A 13,965-nucleotide genomic window follows, 5' to 3' on the forward strand; every position below is an offset into this window, starting at 1 on the left:
GCTTTCTAGGATGAACGGGAAACCGTTCCGCTGTAGAAAAAACAGGAGGAAAGATAATGAAGAAAGCAATTTTAGCAACAAAAGTCGGAATGACTCAAATCTTCAATGCAGACGGCGTATTAGTGCCGGTAACTGTATTACAGGCTGGTCCTTGTGTAGTAACACAGATTAAAACTGTTGAAAACGACGGATACAGTGCAGTACAGGTTGGTTTTGTTGACAAGAAAGAAAAAGTTGTAAACAAAGATGCCAACGGTAAGAAAGAAATCAGAAACAGACATGGCGTAAACAAAGCTGAAATGGGACATTTCAAAAAAGCTGGTGTGTCTGGAAAGAGATTTGTAAGAGAGTTCAAGCTTGAAAATGCAGCTGATTATAATCTTGCAGATGAAATCAAAGCAGATATCTTTGCAGAAGGCGATCATGTAGACGCAACTGCAATTTCTAAAGGTAAAGGATTCCAGGGCGCTATTAAGAGACTTGGTCAGCATAGAGGACCTATGGCTCACGGTTCTAAATTCCATCGTCATCAGGGTTCCAATGGTTCCTGTTCTACACCTAGCCGTGTATTCAAGGGCAAAGGAATGCCGGGACATATGGGAAGCGTTAAGATTACAACTCAGAACCTTGAAGTTGTAAGAGTAGACGCAGAGAACAACCTGCTTTTAATCAAAGGTGCTGTTCCAGGACCTAAGAAAGCTTTAGTAACAATCAAAGAATCAGTAAAAGCAGCAAAATAGTGCATTTAAGAAAGGAGGAACACACAGATGGCTAAAGTATCTGTTTATAATATGGAAGGCAAAGAAGTTGGCAATATGGACTTAAACGATGCTGTATTCGGTGTAGAAATTAACGAACATCTGGTACACATGGCAGTAGTTCAGCAGTTAGCTAACAATCGTCAGGGAACTCAGAAAGCTAAGACACGTTCTGAAGTATCCGGTGGCGGAAGAAAACCTTGGAGACAGAAAGGAACTGGTCATGCAAGACAGGGTTCAACAAGATCTCCACAGTGGACTGGCGGTGGTACAGTATTCGCTCCAGTACCAAGAGACTATTCTTTCAAATTAAACAAGAAAGAAAAGAGAGCAGCTTTAAAATCTGTTTTAACATCTAAAGTTCAGGAAAATAAATTCATCGTTGTTGATGAACTGAAATTAGACGAAATCAAAACAAAGAAATTCGCAGAGGTTATGAACAATCTGAAAGCAGACAAAGCATTAGTTATTTTAGGCGATATGGATACAAACGTAATCAAATCCGCTGCAAACATTGCAACTGTTAAGACAACACAGACCAGCGAAATGAACGTATTTGATGTATTGAAATATGACACAGTAGTAGCAACAAAGGCTGCTGTTGAAAAAATCGAGGAGGTGTATGCATAATGGCAAACGTACAGTATTATGATGTAATCCTCAAACCAGTAGTAACTGAGAAGAGTATGGCAGCTATGGGAGAAAAGAAATATACTTTCTTAGTACATCCGGAAGCTAACAAAACCATGATCAAAGAAGCAGTTGAGAAAATGTTCGAAGGCGCTAAGGTTGCCAAGGTTAACACAATGAACCAGGAGGGCAAGAACAAAAGACGTGGTGCTGTAGTTGGAAAAACTGCAAAAACAAAGAAAGCTATCGTTCAGTTAACAGAAGATAGTGCAGATATCGAGATTTTCTCCGGACTGTAAAATCCGGGAAACTCAGCTAGGCACAGAAAAGTGCGATAATAAACTTATTTATTGAAAGGAGAAAAACAATGGGAATTAAGACATACAACCCATATACACCTTCCAGAAGAAATATGACTGGATCTGATTTCTCTGAAATCACAAAGAAGACTCCTGAGAAATCCCTTACAACTTCTTTAAAGAAGAACTCCGGTCGTAACAATCAGGGTAAAATTACAGTAAGACACCAGGGTGGTGGAAACAGAAGAAAATACAGAATCATCGACTTCAAGAGAAGAAAAGATGGTATCCCGGCAACTGTAATCGGAATCGAGTACGATCCAAACAGAACAGCTAACATCGCTTTAATCAGTTATGCAGATGGCGAGAAAGCATATATCCTTGCTCCAGAAGGATTAACAGACGGAATGACTGTTATGAACGGAGCAGAAGCAGAAGTAAGAGTTGGAAACTGCTTACCACTGGAGAACATCCCGGTAGGTACCCAGGTACACAACATTGAGTTATACGCTGGCAAGGGCGGACAGTTAGTACGTTCTGCAGGTAACAGCGCACAGTTGATGGCTAAAGAAGGAAAATACGCAACACTTCGTCTTCCTTCAGGAGAAATGAGAATGGTTCCTCTGAACTGCCGTGCATCCATTGGTGTAATCGGTAACGGTGACCACAACCTTGTAAATATCGGTAAAGCAGGACGTAAACGTCACATGGGTATCCGCCCGACAGTCCGCGGTTCTGTTATGAACCCGAATGACCATCCACATGGTGGTGGAGAAGGTAAGGCACCAGTTGGACGTCCAGGTCCATGTACACCTTGGGGCAAACCTGCTCTTGGACTTAAGACACGTAAGAAGAAAAAAGCTTCTAACAAGTTAATCGTAAGAAGAAGAGACGGCAGAGCTATTAAATAGTAGATAGGAGGAAATAAAATGGCAAGATCACTTAAAAAAGGACCATTTGCAGACGAAAGCTTACTGAAAAAAGTAGATGCTATGAACGCAGCAAATGATAAATCAGTTATCAAGACATGGTCACGTCGTTCCACAATTTTCCCATCCTTCGTTGGACATACAATTGCTGTTCATGACGGAAGAAAACATGTTCCTGTATATGTCACAGAGGATATGGTTGGACACAAACTCGGTGAGTTCGTAGCAACAAGAACTTACAGAGGCCATGGAAAAGACGAGAAGAAATCAGGCGTTAGATAAATAGAATTTTGAAAGGAGGTTTCACTCATGGCAAAAGGACATAGAAGTCAGATTAAGAGAGAAAGAAATGCAGTAAAAGATACTAGACCTTCCGCAAAGTTGTCTTATGCAAGAATGTCAGTTCAGAAAGCTTGTTTCGTATTAGATGCTATCCGCGGTAAAGATGTTGAGACAGCACTTGCGATTGTAACTTACAATCCAAGATACGCATCAAGCGTAATAGAGAAGTTATTAAAATCTGCTATTGCAAATGCAGAGAACAATAACGGAATGAGCACAGAAAACCTTTATGTTGAGGAGTGCTACGCAAACAAAGGACCAACAATGAAGAGAATCAGACCAAGAGCACAGGGTAGAGCTTACAGAATCGAGAAGAGAACAAGCCACTTAACAATTGTGCTGAATGAAAGATAGGAGGGCAAACATGGGACAGAAGGTTAATCCTCATGGCTTAAGAGTCGGCGTTATCAAAGACTGGGATTCCAAATGGTACGCAGAATCTGATTTTGCTGATTTCTTAGTAGAAGACTATAACATCAGAACATTTCTGAAAAAGAAATTATATGCTGCAGGTGTTTCTAAGATTGAAATCGAAAGAGCATCCGACAGAGTAAAGGTTATCCTTTACACAGCTAAGCCAGGCGTTGTAATCGGTAAAGGCGGAGCTGAAATCGAGAAAGTAAAAGCTGAATTACAGAAATTTACAGACAAGAAACTTGTTGTAGATATCAAAGAAGTAAAGAGACCAGACAAAGATGCTCAGTTAGTAGCTGAGAACATTGCACTTCAGTTAGAGAACCGTGTTTCCTTCCGTAGAGCAATGAAATCCTGCATGGGAAGATGTATGAAAGCTGGAGCAAAGGGTATTAAGGCATCCGTATCCGGACGTCTTGGCGGAGCTGATATGGCTCGTACCGAGTTCTATTCAGAAGGAACTATTCCACTTCAGACATTAAGAGCAGATATCGAGTATGGATTTGCTGAAGCAGACACCACATACGGTAAAGTCGGTGTTAAAGTTTGGATTTATAAAGGAGAAGTACTTCCTACAAAAGGAAATAAGGAAGGAGGAGTTCAGTAATGTTAATGCCTAAGAGAGTAAAACATCGTAAACAGTTCCGTGGTTCTATGGCCGGAAAAGCGATGAGAGGAAATAAAATTACAAATGGTTCCTACGGTATCGTAGCACTTGAACCATGCTGGATTCGTTCCAATCAGATTGAGGCAGCCCGTATTGCTATGACAAGATATATTAAGCGTGGTGGCCGTGTCTGGATTAAAATTTTCCCAGACAAACCAGTAACTGCAAAACCAGCAGAAACCCGTATGGGTTCCGGAAAAGGAACTTTAGAGTACTGGGTAGCTGTAGTAAAACCAGGACGTGTATTATTTGAAATCTCTGATGTATCTGATGAGATTGCAAAAGAGGCATTACGTCTTGCTACACACAAATTACCTTGTAAATGCAAAGTGGTTTCTCGTGCAGACTTAGAAGGCGGTGAATCAAATGAAAACTAGTAAATATTTAGAAGAATTAAACACACAGTCCGCTGCTGATTTAAAAATGCAGTTGGTTGAAGCTAAAAAAGAACTTTTCAATTTGAGATTCCAGAACGCAACAAATCAGCTGGATAACACGAGCAGAATCAAAGAAGTTAGAAAGAATATTGCCAGAATCCAGACCGTTATTACTCAGAAAGAAAAAGTTGCTGAATAATTTCAAAAGAATCATACCTGCTTAAGCAGGCAAACAGGCAATCATAAATGAAAGGAGATTCGTCGTGGAAGAAAGAAATCTTAGAAAAACACGTGTAGGCGTTGTTGTAAGTGATAAAATGGATAAGACCATTGTTGTTGCTGTTAAAGATAACGTAAGACATGCATTATATAACAAGATCGTAAAGAAGACATACAAATTAAAAGCTCATGATGAGAACAACGAGTGTAAAATCGGTGATACCGTCAGAGTAATGGAAACAAGACCACTCTCTAAAGATAAGAGATGGAGACTTGTAGAGATTATGGAAAGAGCAAAATAATAGAAGGAGGCTACCGGCATGGTACAACAGGAAACCAGACTTAAGGTTGCTGATAACACTGGAGCAAAAGAATTGCTGTGCATCCGTGTTATGGGCGGTTCAACCAGAAGATATGCAAATATTGGTGATGTAATTACAGCTACTGTTAAAGATGCAACACCAGGCGGCGTTGTTAAAAAAGGTGACGTTGTAAAGGCAGTCGTTGTTCGTACAGTAAAAGGTGCTCGTCGTAAAGATGGCTCTTATATCAAATTCGATGAAAACGCTGCAGTTATTATCAAAGATGATAAAACCCCAAGAGGAACTCGTATTTTTGGACCAGTAGCAAGAGAGCTTCGTGAAAAACAGTTTATGAAAATTGTTTCTCTGGCTCCGGAAGTATTGTAGGAGGTACCCGAAAATGGCAAGCTTGAAAATTAAAAAAGGTGATACTGTAAAGGTAATCGCTGGAAAAGACAAAGACAAAGAAGGCAAAGTAATTGCTGTAAATAAGAAAAACAATACTTTACTTGTTGAAGGTATCAATATGGTAACAAAACATGCAAAACCAAGCATGGCTAACCAGCAGGGTGGAATCATCCATCAGGAAGGACCTATTGATGCTTCTAACGTAATGTATCTTCACAAAGGAAAAGCTACCCGTGTAGGTTTCAAAATGGATGGAGATAAGAAAGTACGTTATGCAAAATCTACAGGTGATGTAATCGATTAATCGTAAGAGAGGAGGAGCAGCAAGTTGAGTAGACTTAAAGATCAGTACCAGAACGAGATCATTGATGCAATGACCAAAAAGTTCGGCTATAAAAACATTATGGAAGTACCAAAGCTTTCTAAGATTGTTATCAACATGGGTGTTGGTGAAGCAAAAGAAAACGCTAAAATCTTAGAGTCAGCTATGAAAGATATGGAAACAATTTCCGGTCAGAAACCAGTTACTACAAAAGCAAAGAATTCCATCGCTAACTTCAAGTTAAGAGAAGGAATGCCGATCGGATGTAAAGTTACTTTAAGAGGCGAGAAGATGTATGAGTTCGTAGACCGTCTGGTAAACTTAGCTTTACCACGAGTACGTGACTTCAGAGGAGTTAATCCGAACGCTTTCGACGGTAGAGGTAACTACGCTCTTGGTATCAAAGAGCAGATCATTTTCCCTGAAATTGAATTCGATAAGGTTGATAAAGTAAGAGGAATGGATATTATTTTCGTAACAACTGCAAAGACAGACGAAGAAGCACGCGAATTATTGACATTATTCAATATGCCATTCGCTAAATAAGACAGGAGGGAATTTAAATGGCAAAGACTTCTATGAAAGTAAAACAGCAGCGTAAACAGAAATTCTCTTCTAGAGAATACAATCGTTGCAGAATCTGTGGTCGTCCACATGCATATTTAAGAAAATATGGAATCTGTAGAGTTTGCTTCCGTGAACTGGCTTACAAAGGTCAGATTCCGGGTGTAAAGAAAGCAAGCTGGTAGGCTTTAGAGCCATTCTCTTAAGATGAGTGAGACCGAAGCCCTTGTGGCGTAGGTCGAACTTGACAGAGAACATCTACAACAAAGAAAGAGAAGAATAATAGGAGGCAGACACATCATGACAATGACAAGTGATCCAATTGCAGATATGCTTACAAGAATCCGTAATGCAAACACTGCAAAACATGATACAGTTGATATCCCGGCTTCTAAAATCAAAGTGGCAATCGCAGACATTTTAGTAAGAGAAGGATACATTGCAAAATATGACATCATTGAAGATGGAATCTTTAAGACCATTCGTGTAACCTTAAAATATGGTGCAGATAAGAATGAAAAGATTATTACCGGACTGAAGAGAATTTCTAAACCAGGACTTCGTGTATACGCTGGTAAAGATAATCTTCCTAAGGTACTTGGTGGACTTGGAATCGCAATTCTTTCCACAAACCAGGGAATCATCACTGACAAAGAGGCTAGAAAGCTTCAGGTTGGTGGCGAAGTATTAGCATTTGTTTGGTAGGCATTGAACACTTGATGAAATCGAGCCGCAGGCGAAGATTGAGGCTAGTGTGAAAGCCGTTCTGTGAGATTACTGAGCGCAAGCCCTTTGGGGTGCGGCGCGAAGTTAGCGAGCAGAACTACCTTAAGAGTATATTCTTAAGGCATAGCGCAGGTAACAATAAACCACAAATTATACAGGAGGTACGGGCATGTCACGAATTGGAAGAATGCCAATCGCAATTCCAGCAGGTGTTACTGTGGAATTAGCAGAAAATAATCAGGTGACTGTAAAGGGTCCAAAAGGAACATTAAGCAGAGTATTACCATCCGAGATGGAAATCAAAGTAGAAGGTTCTGAAGTAACCGTTACAAGACCAAATGATTTGAAGAAAATGAAATCCTTACACGGATTAACAAGAACACTGATTCACAACATGGTTGTTGGTGTAACAGATGGATTTACCAAAGAACTTGAAGTAAATGGTGTAGGTTACAGAGCATCTAAAGCAGGAAAGAAACTTACATTAAACCTTGGATATTCTCATCCGGTAGAGATGGAAGATCCAGAAGGATTAGAGTCTACAGTAGATGGTAACAAGATTATCATCAAAGGTATCGATAAAGAAAAAGTTGGCCAGTACGCAGCTGAAATCAGAGATAAGAGAAGACCTGAACCTTACAAAGGAAAAGGTATCAAATATGCTGATGAAGTTATTAGACGTAAAGTTGGTAAAACTGGTAAGAAATAATTAAAGGAGTGACGAGAGATGGTTAATAAAGAATCAAGAACAGCAGCTCGTGAAAATAAACATAGAAGACTGCGTAATCGCCTGGCTGGAACAGCAGAGAGACCACGTTTAGCTGTGTTTAGAAGTAATAATCATATGTACGCTCAGATTATTGACGATACAGTTGGCAATACCCTCGTAGCAGCATCTACAATGGATAAAGATGTAAAAGCAGCTTGCGAGAAGACTAATAACGTTGATGCAGCAGCACAGGTTGGTACTGCAATTGCAAAGAAAGCATTAGAAAAAGGTATTACAACAGTTGTCTTTGATAGAGGCGGTTTCATATATTCCGGAAAAGTAAAAGCATTAGCTGACGCAGCAAGAGAAGCTGGATTAGAATTCTAATAAGGAGGAAAACAGTACATGAAACGTACAATTATTGATGCTAGTCAATTAGAATTAACAGAAAAAGTGGTATCAATCAAGCGCGTTACGAAAGTTGTAAAAGGTGGACGTAACATGCGTTTCACAGCTCTTGTTGTTGTTGGTGACGGCAATGGTCATGTGGGCGCAGGACTTGGAAAAGCAACTGAAATTCCTGAAGCAATCCGCAAAGGAAAAGAAGATGCTATGAAAAAACTTATCACTGTAAAATTAGATGAGAACAATAGTATTACTCATGATATCAGCGGAAAACATACTGGTGCATCTGTTTTATTAAAGAGAGCTCCAGAAGGTACCGGTGTTATCGCAGGCGGTCCGGCTCGTAACGTATGTGAGCTGGCAGGAATCGAGAATATTCGTACAAAATCTCTTGGTTCCAACAATAAGCAGAACGTAGTACTTGCTACTATCGATGCTTTAAGCAAACTGAAATCCCCGGAAGAAGTTGCAAAACTTCGTGGATTATCTGTAGAAGAAGTAGTAGGTTAAGGAGGAATAAGAAATGGCAAATTTAAAAATTACACTCGTAAAATCTACTATCGGTGCAGTGCCAAAGAATAAAAAGACAGTAGAAGCATTAGGTCTTAAGAAAATTGGCGCATCAGTTGAACGTCCGGATAACAAAGCTGTTAGAGGAATGATTCAGCAGGTAAGACATTTAGTGAAAGTAGAAGAAATCTAATTATAGAGATAAGGAGGTGCCAGAAATGGATTTATCCAATTTACAGCCGGCATTAGGTTCTAAGCATAGTGATAATTTCAGAAGAGGCCGTGGTCACGGTTCAGGAAACGGTAAGACCGCTGGTAAAGGACACAAGGGACAGAAAGCTCGTTCCGGAGCTCCAAGACCAGGCTTTGAAGGTGGCCAGATGCCTTTATACAGAAGATTACCGAAGAGAGGTTTCAAATGTATTAATTCCAAGACTATCGTTGGAATCAATGTATCTGCTCTTGAAGTATTTGACAACGATGCAGTAGTATCTGTTGAAACTTTACTGGAAAAAGGTATCGTAAAGAATCCAAGAGATGGAGTTAAGATCCTTGGAAACGGCGAACTTACTAAGAAGCTCACAGTTCAGGCTAATGCATTCAGCGCAAGCGCAAAAGAAAAAATCGAGGCTCTTGGTGGAAAAGCTGAGGTGATCTAATGTTTGATACAGTTCGTAACGCATTTAAAGTAAAAGATATTAGAAATAGAATTTTATTTACCTTTTTTATGCTGATTATCATCCGAATCGGTTCACAGTTACCGATTCCGGGTGTTGACCGGAATGTGTTTGCAGACTGGTTTGCTAATCAGAGTAGTGATGCGTTTAACTTTTTCGATGCAGTAACAGGCGGTTCATTCTTACAGATGTCCGTCTTTGCATTGAATATCACACCATATATCACATCTTCCATCATCATGCAGCTGTTGACGATTGCAATTCCAAAACTGGAAGAGATGCAGCGTGACGGCGAAGAAGGAAGAAAGAAAATTGCAGAGATTACACGTTATGTGACTGTTGCTCTGGCTTTAATCGAAGCAATTGCAATGGCAATCGGATTCTCCAGAAGCGGTTATCTGACCGATAAAGGATGGCTTACGGTTCTTCAGGTAATTGTAACCTTGACAGCAGGTTCTGCAGTACTTATGTGGATTGGTGAGAGAATTACGGAAAAGGGTGTTGGAAACGGTATTTCTATCGTACTTGTAATCAACATTATTTCACGAATTCCTAGCGATTTTGGAACACTGTATGAGCAGTTTGTAAAAGGAAAGATTCCTGCAAAAGCAGTTCTTGCAGTAGTAATTATCGCAGCAATCATTTTAGTAACCGTTGTCTTTGTCGTTGTCCTTCAGGCAGCTCAGAGAAAGATTCCGGTACAATATTCGAAGAAAATTCAGGGAAGAAAACAGGTAGGCGGTCAGTCTACGCATATTCCTCTGAAAGTAAATACCGGTGGAGTTATCCCGGTTATCTTCGCACAGTCTTTAATGCAGTTCCCGGTTGTTATTGCGTCTCTCTTAGGAAAGGGCAATGGAACAGGAATTGGCAGTAAGATTTTAAAGGGATTATCCCAGTCTAACTGGTGCAACCCACAGGAGCCAATCTACAGCATTGGTTTGGCTGTATATCTTGTATTGATTATTGCATTTGCATACTTCTATACATCCATTACATTCAATCCGCTGGAGATTGCGAACAACATGAAGAGACAGGGTGGATTTATCCCGGGTATCAGACCTGGAAAACCAACCAGCGATTATCTGAATCGGATTTTAAATTACATTGTCTTTATCGGTGCGGCAGGCTTATCCATTGTTGCAGTTATTCCAATCTTCTTCAATGGAGTATTTAAAGCAAACGTATCTTTCGGTGGAACATCTATCATCATTATCGTAGGTGTTGTTATCGAGACAATTAAACAGATCGAATCCCAGATGTTAGTTCGTTACTATAAAGGATTTTTGAATGACTAATGTGTACCAGAAGGGGGTGCTGCAAATGCAGCGTCTCCTGTGGTGCACTAAAGTTGTTTATAGAAGAAAAAGCAGATTAGCTTGCAAAGAAGAAGGTAAACAGGAGGTTTTCTTTATATGAAAATTATTATGTTAGGAGCGCCGGGTGCTGGTAAAGGTACACAGGCAAAACAGATTGCAGATAAATATTCTATTCCACACATCTCAACAGGAGATATTTTCCGTGCAAATATCAAAAACGGAACAGAATTAGGCAAGAAGGCAAAACAGTATATGGACCAGGGAGCTTTAGTTCCGGATGAATTAACCTGTGATCTGGTAATGGACAGAATACAGCAGGATGACTGCAAGAACGGCTTCGTACTGGACGGTTTTCCAAGAACCATTCCTCAGGCAGAAGCATTGGATGCAGCACTTGGTAAAATAAACGAGAAGATGGACTATGCAATTGATGTAGATGTTCCAGACGAAAATATCGTAAATCGTATGAGCGGCAGAAGAGCCTGCTTAAATTGTGGAGCAACATATCATCTTATTTCCATTCCACCAAAGGTAGAAGGAATCTGTGACCGTTGTGGCAGCGAAATCGTATTGCGTGAAGATGATAAGCCAGAGACAGTTCAGAAGAGATTAAAAGTATATCATGAGCAGACACAGCCATTGATTGATTATTATAAGAATCAGGGCATTTTAAAATCTGTAGACGGAACACAGCCGATGGATGAAGTATTCAAAGCCATCGTTACAATCTTAGGAGCGTAAATAATGTCGGTTACGATTAAATCAGCAGAAGAAATAGAGCTGATGCGTCAGGCAGGAAAGTATCTTGCTAAAGTACATCAGGAACTGGAACGTGCAATCAAACCTGGAATCAGCACATGGGAGATTGATAAAATCGGAGAAGAGACCATCCGCAGCCTTGGCTGCGAACCGAATTTCCTGAATTATCAGGGCTATCCGGCATCCGTCTGTGTATCGGTCAACGACGAAGTTGTTCATGGAATTCCAAGAAAAGACCATATTATTAAGGAAGGCGATATCGTAAGCCTTGATACCGGTCTTATCTATAAGGGATATCATTCCGATGCGGCAAGAACCCATGGAGTTGGTGAAATCAGTAAAGAGGCTGCTCTTTTAATAGAAAGAACCCGGGAAAGCTTTTTCCAGGGAATGCAGTATGCAAGAGCCGGAAGAAGGCTTTATGAAATCTCAGGAGCAATCGGAGATTATGCAGAAAGCTACGGCTACGGAGTTGTATATGATCTGGTAGGGCATGGCATTGGAACTCATCTTCATGAGGAACCGGAGATTCCGAATTTCCGTCAGTGGAGAAGAGGACTGAAGCTGAAGGCAGGAATGACATTGGCAGTTGAGCCGATGATAAATGCCGGAAGCCCGGATGTGGAATGGATGGATGATGAATGGACAGTAGTAACCTACGATGGTTCCTTATCTGCACATTATGAAAACACCATTCTGATTACAGAAGGAAGACCGGAAATCCTTACATTGACAGAGGAGGAAAGAGAATGTATCTGGCAAGAGTAAAGGCGGGTCACGACCGGAATCAGTACTATGTAGTGCAGTTACAGGATGAAAAATTCGTCTATCTTGTAAATGGAACCACAAGAACCTGTGACCGGCCGAGAAAGAAAAGCTACAAACATGTACAGCTTGTAAAAAAGCTTCCGCAGGAAGTCTTAGAAGCAGTAAATAAACCTGGGCTTACAGAAAATGCAAAAGCAGCAAAGCTGATTAAGGCTTATGAGCAATATATATTAACCAGAAAAGATTGATTTAGCAGGAGGAAAGAAAATGTCAAAGGCAGATGTAATTGAAGTAGAAGGAACAATTTTGGAAAAGCTTCCAAACGCAATGTTTCAGGTGCAGCTTGAGAATGGCCATCAGGTACTGGCACATATCAGCGGCAAATTAAGAATGAATTTCATTCGTATCTTACCAGGTGATAAGGTTACGATTGAGATGTCTCCATATGATCTGACAAAGGGCAGAATTATCTGGAGAGATAAATAAGGAGAAAATTCGAGAAAAGTAGTTGATTTTTCGGAATCTCTATGCTAAAATGCTAAATGGACGCTTTTGTGAAAACAAGGGCATATTATGCTGTTTAGCAGAAAGAAAAGAGAAATACCCATGGAAACAGGTTTTCCGGGGCGCAGGCAAGTAGAAAGGAGGATTATGCTGTGAAGGTAAGATCATCAGTTAAACCTATTTGCGAGAAGTGCAAAGTTATCAAAAGAAAGGGAAGCATCAGAATCATCTGTGAAAACCCTAAGCACAAACAGAGACAGGGTTAATTTCCACTTTGTTTGAAAAATTATGTGCGGCTGCAGCGCATGAGAATGTGCTGTTCATAATATAACGCGAACGCGCGTGGTCTGTTGCGCAGTCCTTACATACCGAGAGGATGCAGCAGATTGTGGCTGGGATTGCTAAGCAATCATTACTATAGGAAGAAAAAGGTGTATGCACACATTTCAGGGCGGGAAACCGCAGCTGCATGGGTCTTTGGAATTCCTTACTATTAACAAAGAAATCTATATGGAGGTGTAAACACACATGGCTCGTATTGCAGGTGTAGATTTACCAAGAGAAAAACGTGTTGAGATTGGTTTGACTTATATCTATGGAATCGGCAGAGTTAGTGCTGACCGTATCCTTGCTGAGGCAAACGTTAATCCTGATACCCGTTGCAGAGACTTAACTGACGACGAGGTAAAAAGAATTAGTGCAGTAATCGATGAGACTCAGGTTGTAGAAGGTGACTTAAGACGTCAGACAGCTCTTGATATCAAGAGATTACAGGAAATCGGATGCTATCGTGGAATCCGTCATAGAAAAGGACTTCCGGTTCGTGGTCAGAAAACAAAGACCAATGCAAGAACAAGAAAAGGTCCTAAGAGAACTGTTGCAAACAAGAAAAAATAATTCTTGGCAACTTTATAATTTTAAATTTAAGAAAGTAGGTTAGTTTAGATATGGCTAAAGTTACAAAAAAAGTGACAAAAAAGCGTGTAAGAAAAAACGTTGAACATGGACAGGCACATATTCAGGCATCCTTCAATAACACCATCGTTACATTAACAGATGCTGAAGGTAATGCATTATCATGGGCAAGTGCCGGTGGTCTTGGATTTAGAGGTTCAAAGAAATCTACTCCATATGCTGCACAGATGGCAGCAGAAACTGCTACAAAAGCAGCTCTTATACATGGATTAAAAACAGTTGATGTTATGGTTAAAGGACCAGGATCAGGAAGAGAAGCAGCAATCCGTGCCCTTCAGGCAGCCGGACTTGAAGTTCTTTCTATTCGTGACGTAACTCCAGTTCCTCATAATGGATGTCGTCCACCAAAACGTCGTAGAGTATAATTAGGAGGGATATCTAA

28 protein-coding genes are annotated in these 13,965 nt (G+C 40.4%); all 28 read left to right on the plus strand.

Annotation, left to right across the window (positions count from 1 at the left end):
* Positions 1 to 56: 56 nt before the first annotated feature.
* The 28 genes from rplC to rpsK all read left to right on the plus strand — a co-directional run bounded on the left by rplC (position 57) and on the right by rpsK (position 13,948).
* Positions 57 to 740 carry a 50S ribosomal protein L3 gene (gene rplC / locus DWY37_RS13425; protein WP_022242791.1) on the plus strand — a complete coding sequence of 228 codons (684 nt, stop codon included), beginning with the start codon at positions 57 to 59 and terminating at the stop codon, positions 738 to 740.
* A 27-nt stretch (positions 741 to 767) separates the two neighbouring features.
* Positions 768 to 1,388 carry a 50S ribosomal protein L4 gene (rplD, locus tag DWY37_RS13430; protein ID WP_022242790.1) on the plus strand — a complete coding sequence of 207 codons (621 nt, stop codon included), beginning with the start codon at positions 768 to 770 and terminating at the stop codon, positions 1,386 to 1,388.
* Positions 1,388 to 1,687, plus strand: a complete 300-nt coding sequence (rplW, locus tag DWY37_RS13435) for a 50S ribosomal protein L23 (RefSeq protein WP_022242789.1) — start codon at positions 1,388 to 1,390, stop codon at positions 1,685 to 1,687. The genes rplD and rplW overlap by 1 nt, the downstream gene beginning before the upstream one ends.
* 68 nt (positions 1,688 to 1,755) lie before the next feature.
* A complete protein-coding gene (rplB, locus tag DWY37_RS13440) occupies positions 1,756 to 2,598 on the plus strand; it encodes a 50S ribosomal protein L2 (RefSeq protein WP_022242788.1) in 843 nt (280 codons plus the stop codon).
* Positions 2,599 to 2,616: 18 nt separating this feature from the next.
* Complete coding sequence (gene rpsS, locus DWY37_RS13445) at positions 2,617 to 2,898, plus strand: 30S ribosomal protein S19 (protein WP_022242787.1); 282 nt, start codon at positions 2,617 to 2,619, stop codon at positions 2,896 to 2,898.
* A 27-nt stretch (positions 2,899 to 2,925) separates the two neighbouring features.
* Positions 2,926 to 3,312, plus strand: coding sequence for a 50S ribosomal protein L22 (gene rplV, locus DWY37_RS13450; RefSeq protein WP_022242786.1), 387 nt, complete (start codon positions 2,926 to 2,928; stop codon positions 3,310 to 3,312).
* Between the two features lie 10 nt (positions 3,313 to 3,322).
* Complete coding sequence (gene rpsC / locus DWY37_RS13455; protein ID WP_117698349.1) at positions 3,323 to 3,979, plus strand: 30S ribosomal protein S3; 657 nt, start codon at positions 3,323 to 3,325, stop codon at positions 3,977 to 3,979.
* Complete coding sequence (gene rplP / locus DWY37_RS13460; RefSeq protein ID WP_118541696.1) at positions 3,979 to 4,416, plus strand: 50S ribosomal protein L16; 438 nt, start codon at positions 3,979 to 3,981, stop codon at positions 4,414 to 4,416. The genes rpsC and rplP overlap by 1 nt, the downstream gene beginning before the upstream one ends.
* Complete coding sequence (rpmC, locus tag DWY37_RS13465) at positions 4,406 to 4,615, plus strand: 50S ribosomal protein L29 (protein ID WP_022242783.1); 210 nt, start codon at positions 4,406 to 4,408, stop codon at positions 4,613 to 4,615. The genes rplP and rpmC overlap by 11 nt, the downstream gene beginning before the upstream one ends.
* 64 nt (positions 4,616 to 4,679) lie before the next feature.
* Entirely contained in the window at positions 4,680 to 4,937 is a 258-nt protein-coding gene (gene rpsQ, locus DWY37_RS13470) for a 30S ribosomal protein S17 (RefSeq protein WP_022242782.1), read from the plus strand.
* An 18-nt stretch (positions 4,938 to 4,955) separates the two neighbouring features.
* Positions 4,956 to 5,324, plus strand: coding sequence for a 50S ribosomal protein L14 (gene rplN, locus DWY37_RS13475; protein WP_022242781.1), 369 nt, complete (start codon positions 4,956 to 4,958; stop codon positions 5,322 to 5,324).
* 13 nt (positions 5,325 to 5,337) lie between these two features.
* On the plus strand, positions 5,338 to 5,649 hold the full coding sequence (gene rplX, locus DWY37_RS13480) for a 50S ribosomal protein L24 (protein ID WP_022242780.1): 312 nt from the start codon (positions 5,338 to 5,340) through the stop codon (positions 5,647 to 5,649).
* Between the two features lie 24 nt (positions 5,650 to 5,673).
* Positions 5,674 to 6,213 (plus strand): 50S ribosomal protein L5, encoded by a 540-nt coding sequence (gene rplE, locus DWY37_RS13485; protein ID WP_022242779.1) that lies wholly within the window; start codon positions 5,674 to 5,676, stop codon positions 6,211 to 6,213.
* Between the two features lie 17 nt (positions 6,214 to 6,230).
* On the plus strand, positions 6,231 to 6,416 hold the full coding sequence (locus DWY37_RS13490) for a type Z 30S ribosomal protein S14 (RefSeq protein ID WP_022242778.1): 186 nt from the start codon (positions 6,231 to 6,233) through the stop codon (positions 6,414 to 6,416).
* Positions 6,417 to 6,531: 115 nt separating this feature from the next.
* Positions 6,532 to 6,936 (plus strand): 30S ribosomal protein S8, encoded by a 405-nt coding sequence (gene rpsH, locus DWY37_RS13495; protein ID WP_117698350.1) that lies wholly within the window; start codon positions 6,532 to 6,534, stop codon positions 6,934 to 6,936.
* Positions 6,937 to 7,126: 190 nt separating this feature from the next.
* Positions 7,127 to 7,666 (plus strand): 50S ribosomal protein L6, encoded by a 540-nt coding sequence (gene rplF / locus DWY37_RS13500; RefSeq protein WP_022242776.1) that lies wholly within the window; start codon positions 7,127 to 7,129, stop codon positions 7,664 to 7,666.
* Between the two features lie 18 nt (positions 7,667 to 7,684).
* Entirely contained in the window at positions 7,685 to 8,053 is a 369-nt protein-coding gene (gene rplR, locus DWY37_RS13505; protein ID WP_117698351.1) for a 50S ribosomal protein L18, read from the plus strand.
* An 18-nt stretch (positions 8,054 to 8,071) separates the two neighbouring features.
* On the plus strand, positions 8,072 to 8,581 hold the full coding sequence (gene rpsE / locus DWY37_RS13510; RefSeq protein WP_022242774.1) for a 30S ribosomal protein S5: 510 nt from the start codon (positions 8,072 to 8,074) through the stop codon (positions 8,579 to 8,581).
* A 13-nt stretch (positions 8,582 to 8,594) separates the two neighbouring features.
* On the plus strand, positions 8,595 to 8,774 hold the full coding sequence (gene rpmD / locus DWY37_RS13515; protein ID WP_022242773.1) for a 50S ribosomal protein L30: 180 nt from the start codon (positions 8,595 to 8,597) through the stop codon (positions 8,772 to 8,774).
* 25 nt (positions 8,775 to 8,799) lie between these two features.
* Entirely contained in the window at positions 8,800 to 9,240 is a 441-nt protein-coding gene (rplO, locus tag DWY37_RS13520; RefSeq protein ID WP_022242772.1) for a 50S ribosomal protein L15, read from the plus strand.
* Positions 9,240 to 10,556: a preprotein translocase subunit SecY gene (secY, locus tag DWY37_RS13525; protein WP_117698352.1), complete on the plus strand. Its 1,317-nt coding sequence runs from the start codon at positions 9,240 to 9,242 to the stop codon at positions 10,554 to 10,556. Before rplO ends, secY begins: the two co-directional genes overlap by 1 nt.
* A gap of 117 nt (positions 10,557 to 10,673) precedes the next feature.
* The gene (locus DWY37_RS13530; protein ID WP_022242770.1) at positions 10,674 to 11,318 is read left to right on the plus strand and encodes an adenylate kinase; all 645 of its coding nucleotides are present in this window, start codon (positions 10,674 to 10,676) and stop codon (positions 11,316 to 11,318) included.
* Positions 11,319 to 11,321: 3 nt separating this feature from the next.
* Positions 11,322 to 12,104 carry a type I methionyl aminopeptidase gene (gene map, locus DWY37_RS13535; protein WP_022242769.1) on the plus strand — a complete coding sequence of 261 codons (783 nt, stop codon included), beginning with the start codon at positions 11,322 to 11,324 and terminating at the stop codon, positions 12,102 to 12,104.
* Entirely contained in the window at positions 12,086 to 12,352 is a 267-nt protein-coding gene (locus DWY37_RS13540) for a KOW domain-containing protein (RefSeq protein ID WP_118541700.1), read from the plus strand. Before map ends, DWY37_RS13540 begins: the two co-directional genes overlap by 19 nt.
* 19 nt (positions 12,353 to 12,371) lie before the next feature.
* Positions 12,372 to 12,590, plus strand: a complete 219-nt coding sequence (gene infA / locus DWY37_RS13545; RefSeq protein WP_022242767.1) for a translation initiation factor IF-1 — start codon at positions 12,372 to 12,374, stop codon at positions 12,588 to 12,590.
* A gap of 170 nt (positions 12,591 to 12,760) precedes the next feature.
* The gene (gene rpmJ / locus DWY37_RS13550) at positions 12,761 to 12,874 is read left to right on the plus strand and encodes a 50S ribosomal protein L36 (RefSeq protein ID WP_003022746.1); all 114 of its coding nucleotides are present in this window, start codon (positions 12,761 to 12,763) and stop codon (positions 12,872 to 12,874) included.
* 262 nt (positions 12,875 to 13,136) lie between these two features.
* Entirely contained in the window at positions 13,137 to 13,505 is a 369-nt protein-coding gene (rpsM, locus tag DWY37_RS13555) for a 30S ribosomal protein S13 (protein ID WP_022242766.1), read from the plus strand.
* 50 nt (positions 13,506 to 13,555) lie between these two features.
* Positions 13,556 to 13,948: a 30S ribosomal protein S11 gene (gene rpsK / locus DWY37_RS13560; RefSeq protein ID WP_022242765.1), complete on the plus strand. Its 393-nt coding sequence runs from the start codon at positions 13,556 to 13,558 to the stop codon at positions 13,946 to 13,948.
* Positions 13,949 to 13,965 lie beyond the last annotated feature (17 nt).

Source organism: Roseburia sp. AF25-13LB (genome assembly GCF_003478915.1).
GTDB lineage: Bacteria > Bacillota > Clostridia > Lachnospirales > Lachnospiraceae > Roseburia_C > Roseburia_C amylophila.

Excerpts from the sequence above, each read along its gene's own strand:
- rplC (WP_022242791.1), top strand. The coding sequence starts at position 57 with ATGAAGAAAGCAATTTTAGCAACAAAAGTCGGAATGACTCAAATCTTC.
- rplD (WP_022242790.1), top strand. The coding sequence starts at position 768 with ATGGCTAAAGTATCTGTTTATAATATGGAAGGCAAAGAAGTTGGCAAT.
- rplW (WP_022242789.1), top strand. The coding sequence starts at position 1,388 with ATGGCAAACGTACAGTATTATGATGTAATCCTCAAACCAGTAGTAACT.
- rplB (WP_022242788.1), top strand. The coding sequence starts at position 1,756 with ATGGGAATTAAGACATACAACCCATATACACCTTCCAGAAGAAATATG.
- rpsS (WP_022242787.1), top strand. The coding sequence starts at position 2,617 with ATGGCAAGATCACTTAAAAAAGGACCATTTGCAGACGAAAGCTTACTG.
- rplV (WP_022242786.1), top strand. The coding sequence starts at position 2,926 with ATGGCAAAAGGACATAGAAGTCAGATTAAGAGAGAAAGAAATGCAGTA.
- rpsC (WP_117698349.1), top strand. The coding sequence starts at position 3,323 with ATGGGACAGAAGGTTAATCCTCATGGCTTAAGAGTCGGCGTTATCAAA.
- rplP (WP_118541696.1), top strand. The coding sequence starts at position 3,979 with ATGTTAATGCCTAAGAGAGTAAAACATCGTAAACAGTTCCGTGGTTCT.
- rpmC (WP_022242783.1), top strand. The coding sequence starts at position 4,406 with ATGAAAACTAGTAAATATTTAGAAGAATTAAACACACAGTCCGCTGCT.
- rplN (WP_022242781.1), top strand. The coding sequence starts at position 4,956 with ATGGTACAACAGGAAACCAGACTTAAGGTTGCTGATAACACTGGAGCA.
- rplX (WP_022242780.1), top strand. The coding sequence starts at position 5,338 with ATGGCAAGCTTGAAAATTAAAAAAGGTGATACTGTAAAGGTAATCGCT.
- DWY37_RS13490 (WP_022242778.1), top strand. The coding sequence starts at position 6,231 with ATGGCAAAGACTTCTATGAAAGTAAAACAGCAGCGTAAACAGAAATTC.
- rpsH (WP_117698350.1), top strand. The coding sequence starts at position 6,532 with ATGACAATGACAAGTGATCCAATTGCAGATATGCTTACAAGAATCCGT.
- rplF (WP_022242776.1), top strand. The coding sequence starts at position 7,127 with ATGTCACGAATTGGAAGAATGCCAATCGCAATTCCAGCAGGTGTTACT.
- rplR (WP_117698351.1), top strand. The coding sequence starts at position 7,685 with ATGGTTAATAAAGAATCAAGAACAGCAGCTCGTGAAAATAAACATAGA.
- rpsE (WP_022242774.1), top strand. The coding sequence starts at position 8,072 with ATGAAACGTACAATTATTGATGCTAGTCAATTAGAATTAACAGAAAAA.
- rpmD (WP_022242773.1), top strand. The coding sequence starts at position 8,595 with ATGGCAAATTTAAAAATTACACTCGTAAAATCTACTATCGGTGCAGTG.
- rplO (WP_022242772.1), top strand. The coding sequence starts at position 8,800 with ATGGATTTATCCAATTTACAGCCGGCATTAGGTTCTAAGCATAGTGAT.
- secY (WP_117698352.1), top strand. The coding sequence starts at position 9,240 with ATGTTTGATACAGTTCGTAACGCATTTAAAGTAAAAGATATTAGAAAT.
- DWY37_RS13530 (WP_022242770.1), top strand. The coding sequence starts at position 10,674 with ATGAAAATTATTATGTTAGGAGCGCCGGGTGCTGGTAAAGGTACACAG.
- map (WP_022242769.1), top strand. The coding sequence starts at position 11,322 with ATGTCGGTTACGATTAAATCAGCAGAAGAAATAGAGCTGATGCGTCAG.
- DWY37_RS13540 (WP_118541700.1), top strand. The coding sequence starts at position 12,086 with ATGTATCTGGCAAGAGTAAAGGCGGGTCACGACCGGAATCAGTACTAT.
- infA (WP_022242767.1), top strand. The coding sequence starts at position 12,372 with ATGTCAAAGGCAGATGTAATTGAAGTAGAAGGAACAATTTTGGAAAAG.
- rpsM (WP_022242766.1), top strand. The coding sequence starts at position 13,137 with ATGGCTCGTATTGCAGGTGTAGATTTACCAAGAGAAAAACGTGTTGAG.
- rpsK (WP_022242765.1), top strand. The coding sequence starts at position 13,556 with ATGGCTAAAGTTACAAAAAAAGTGACAAAAAAGCGTGTAAGAAAAAAC.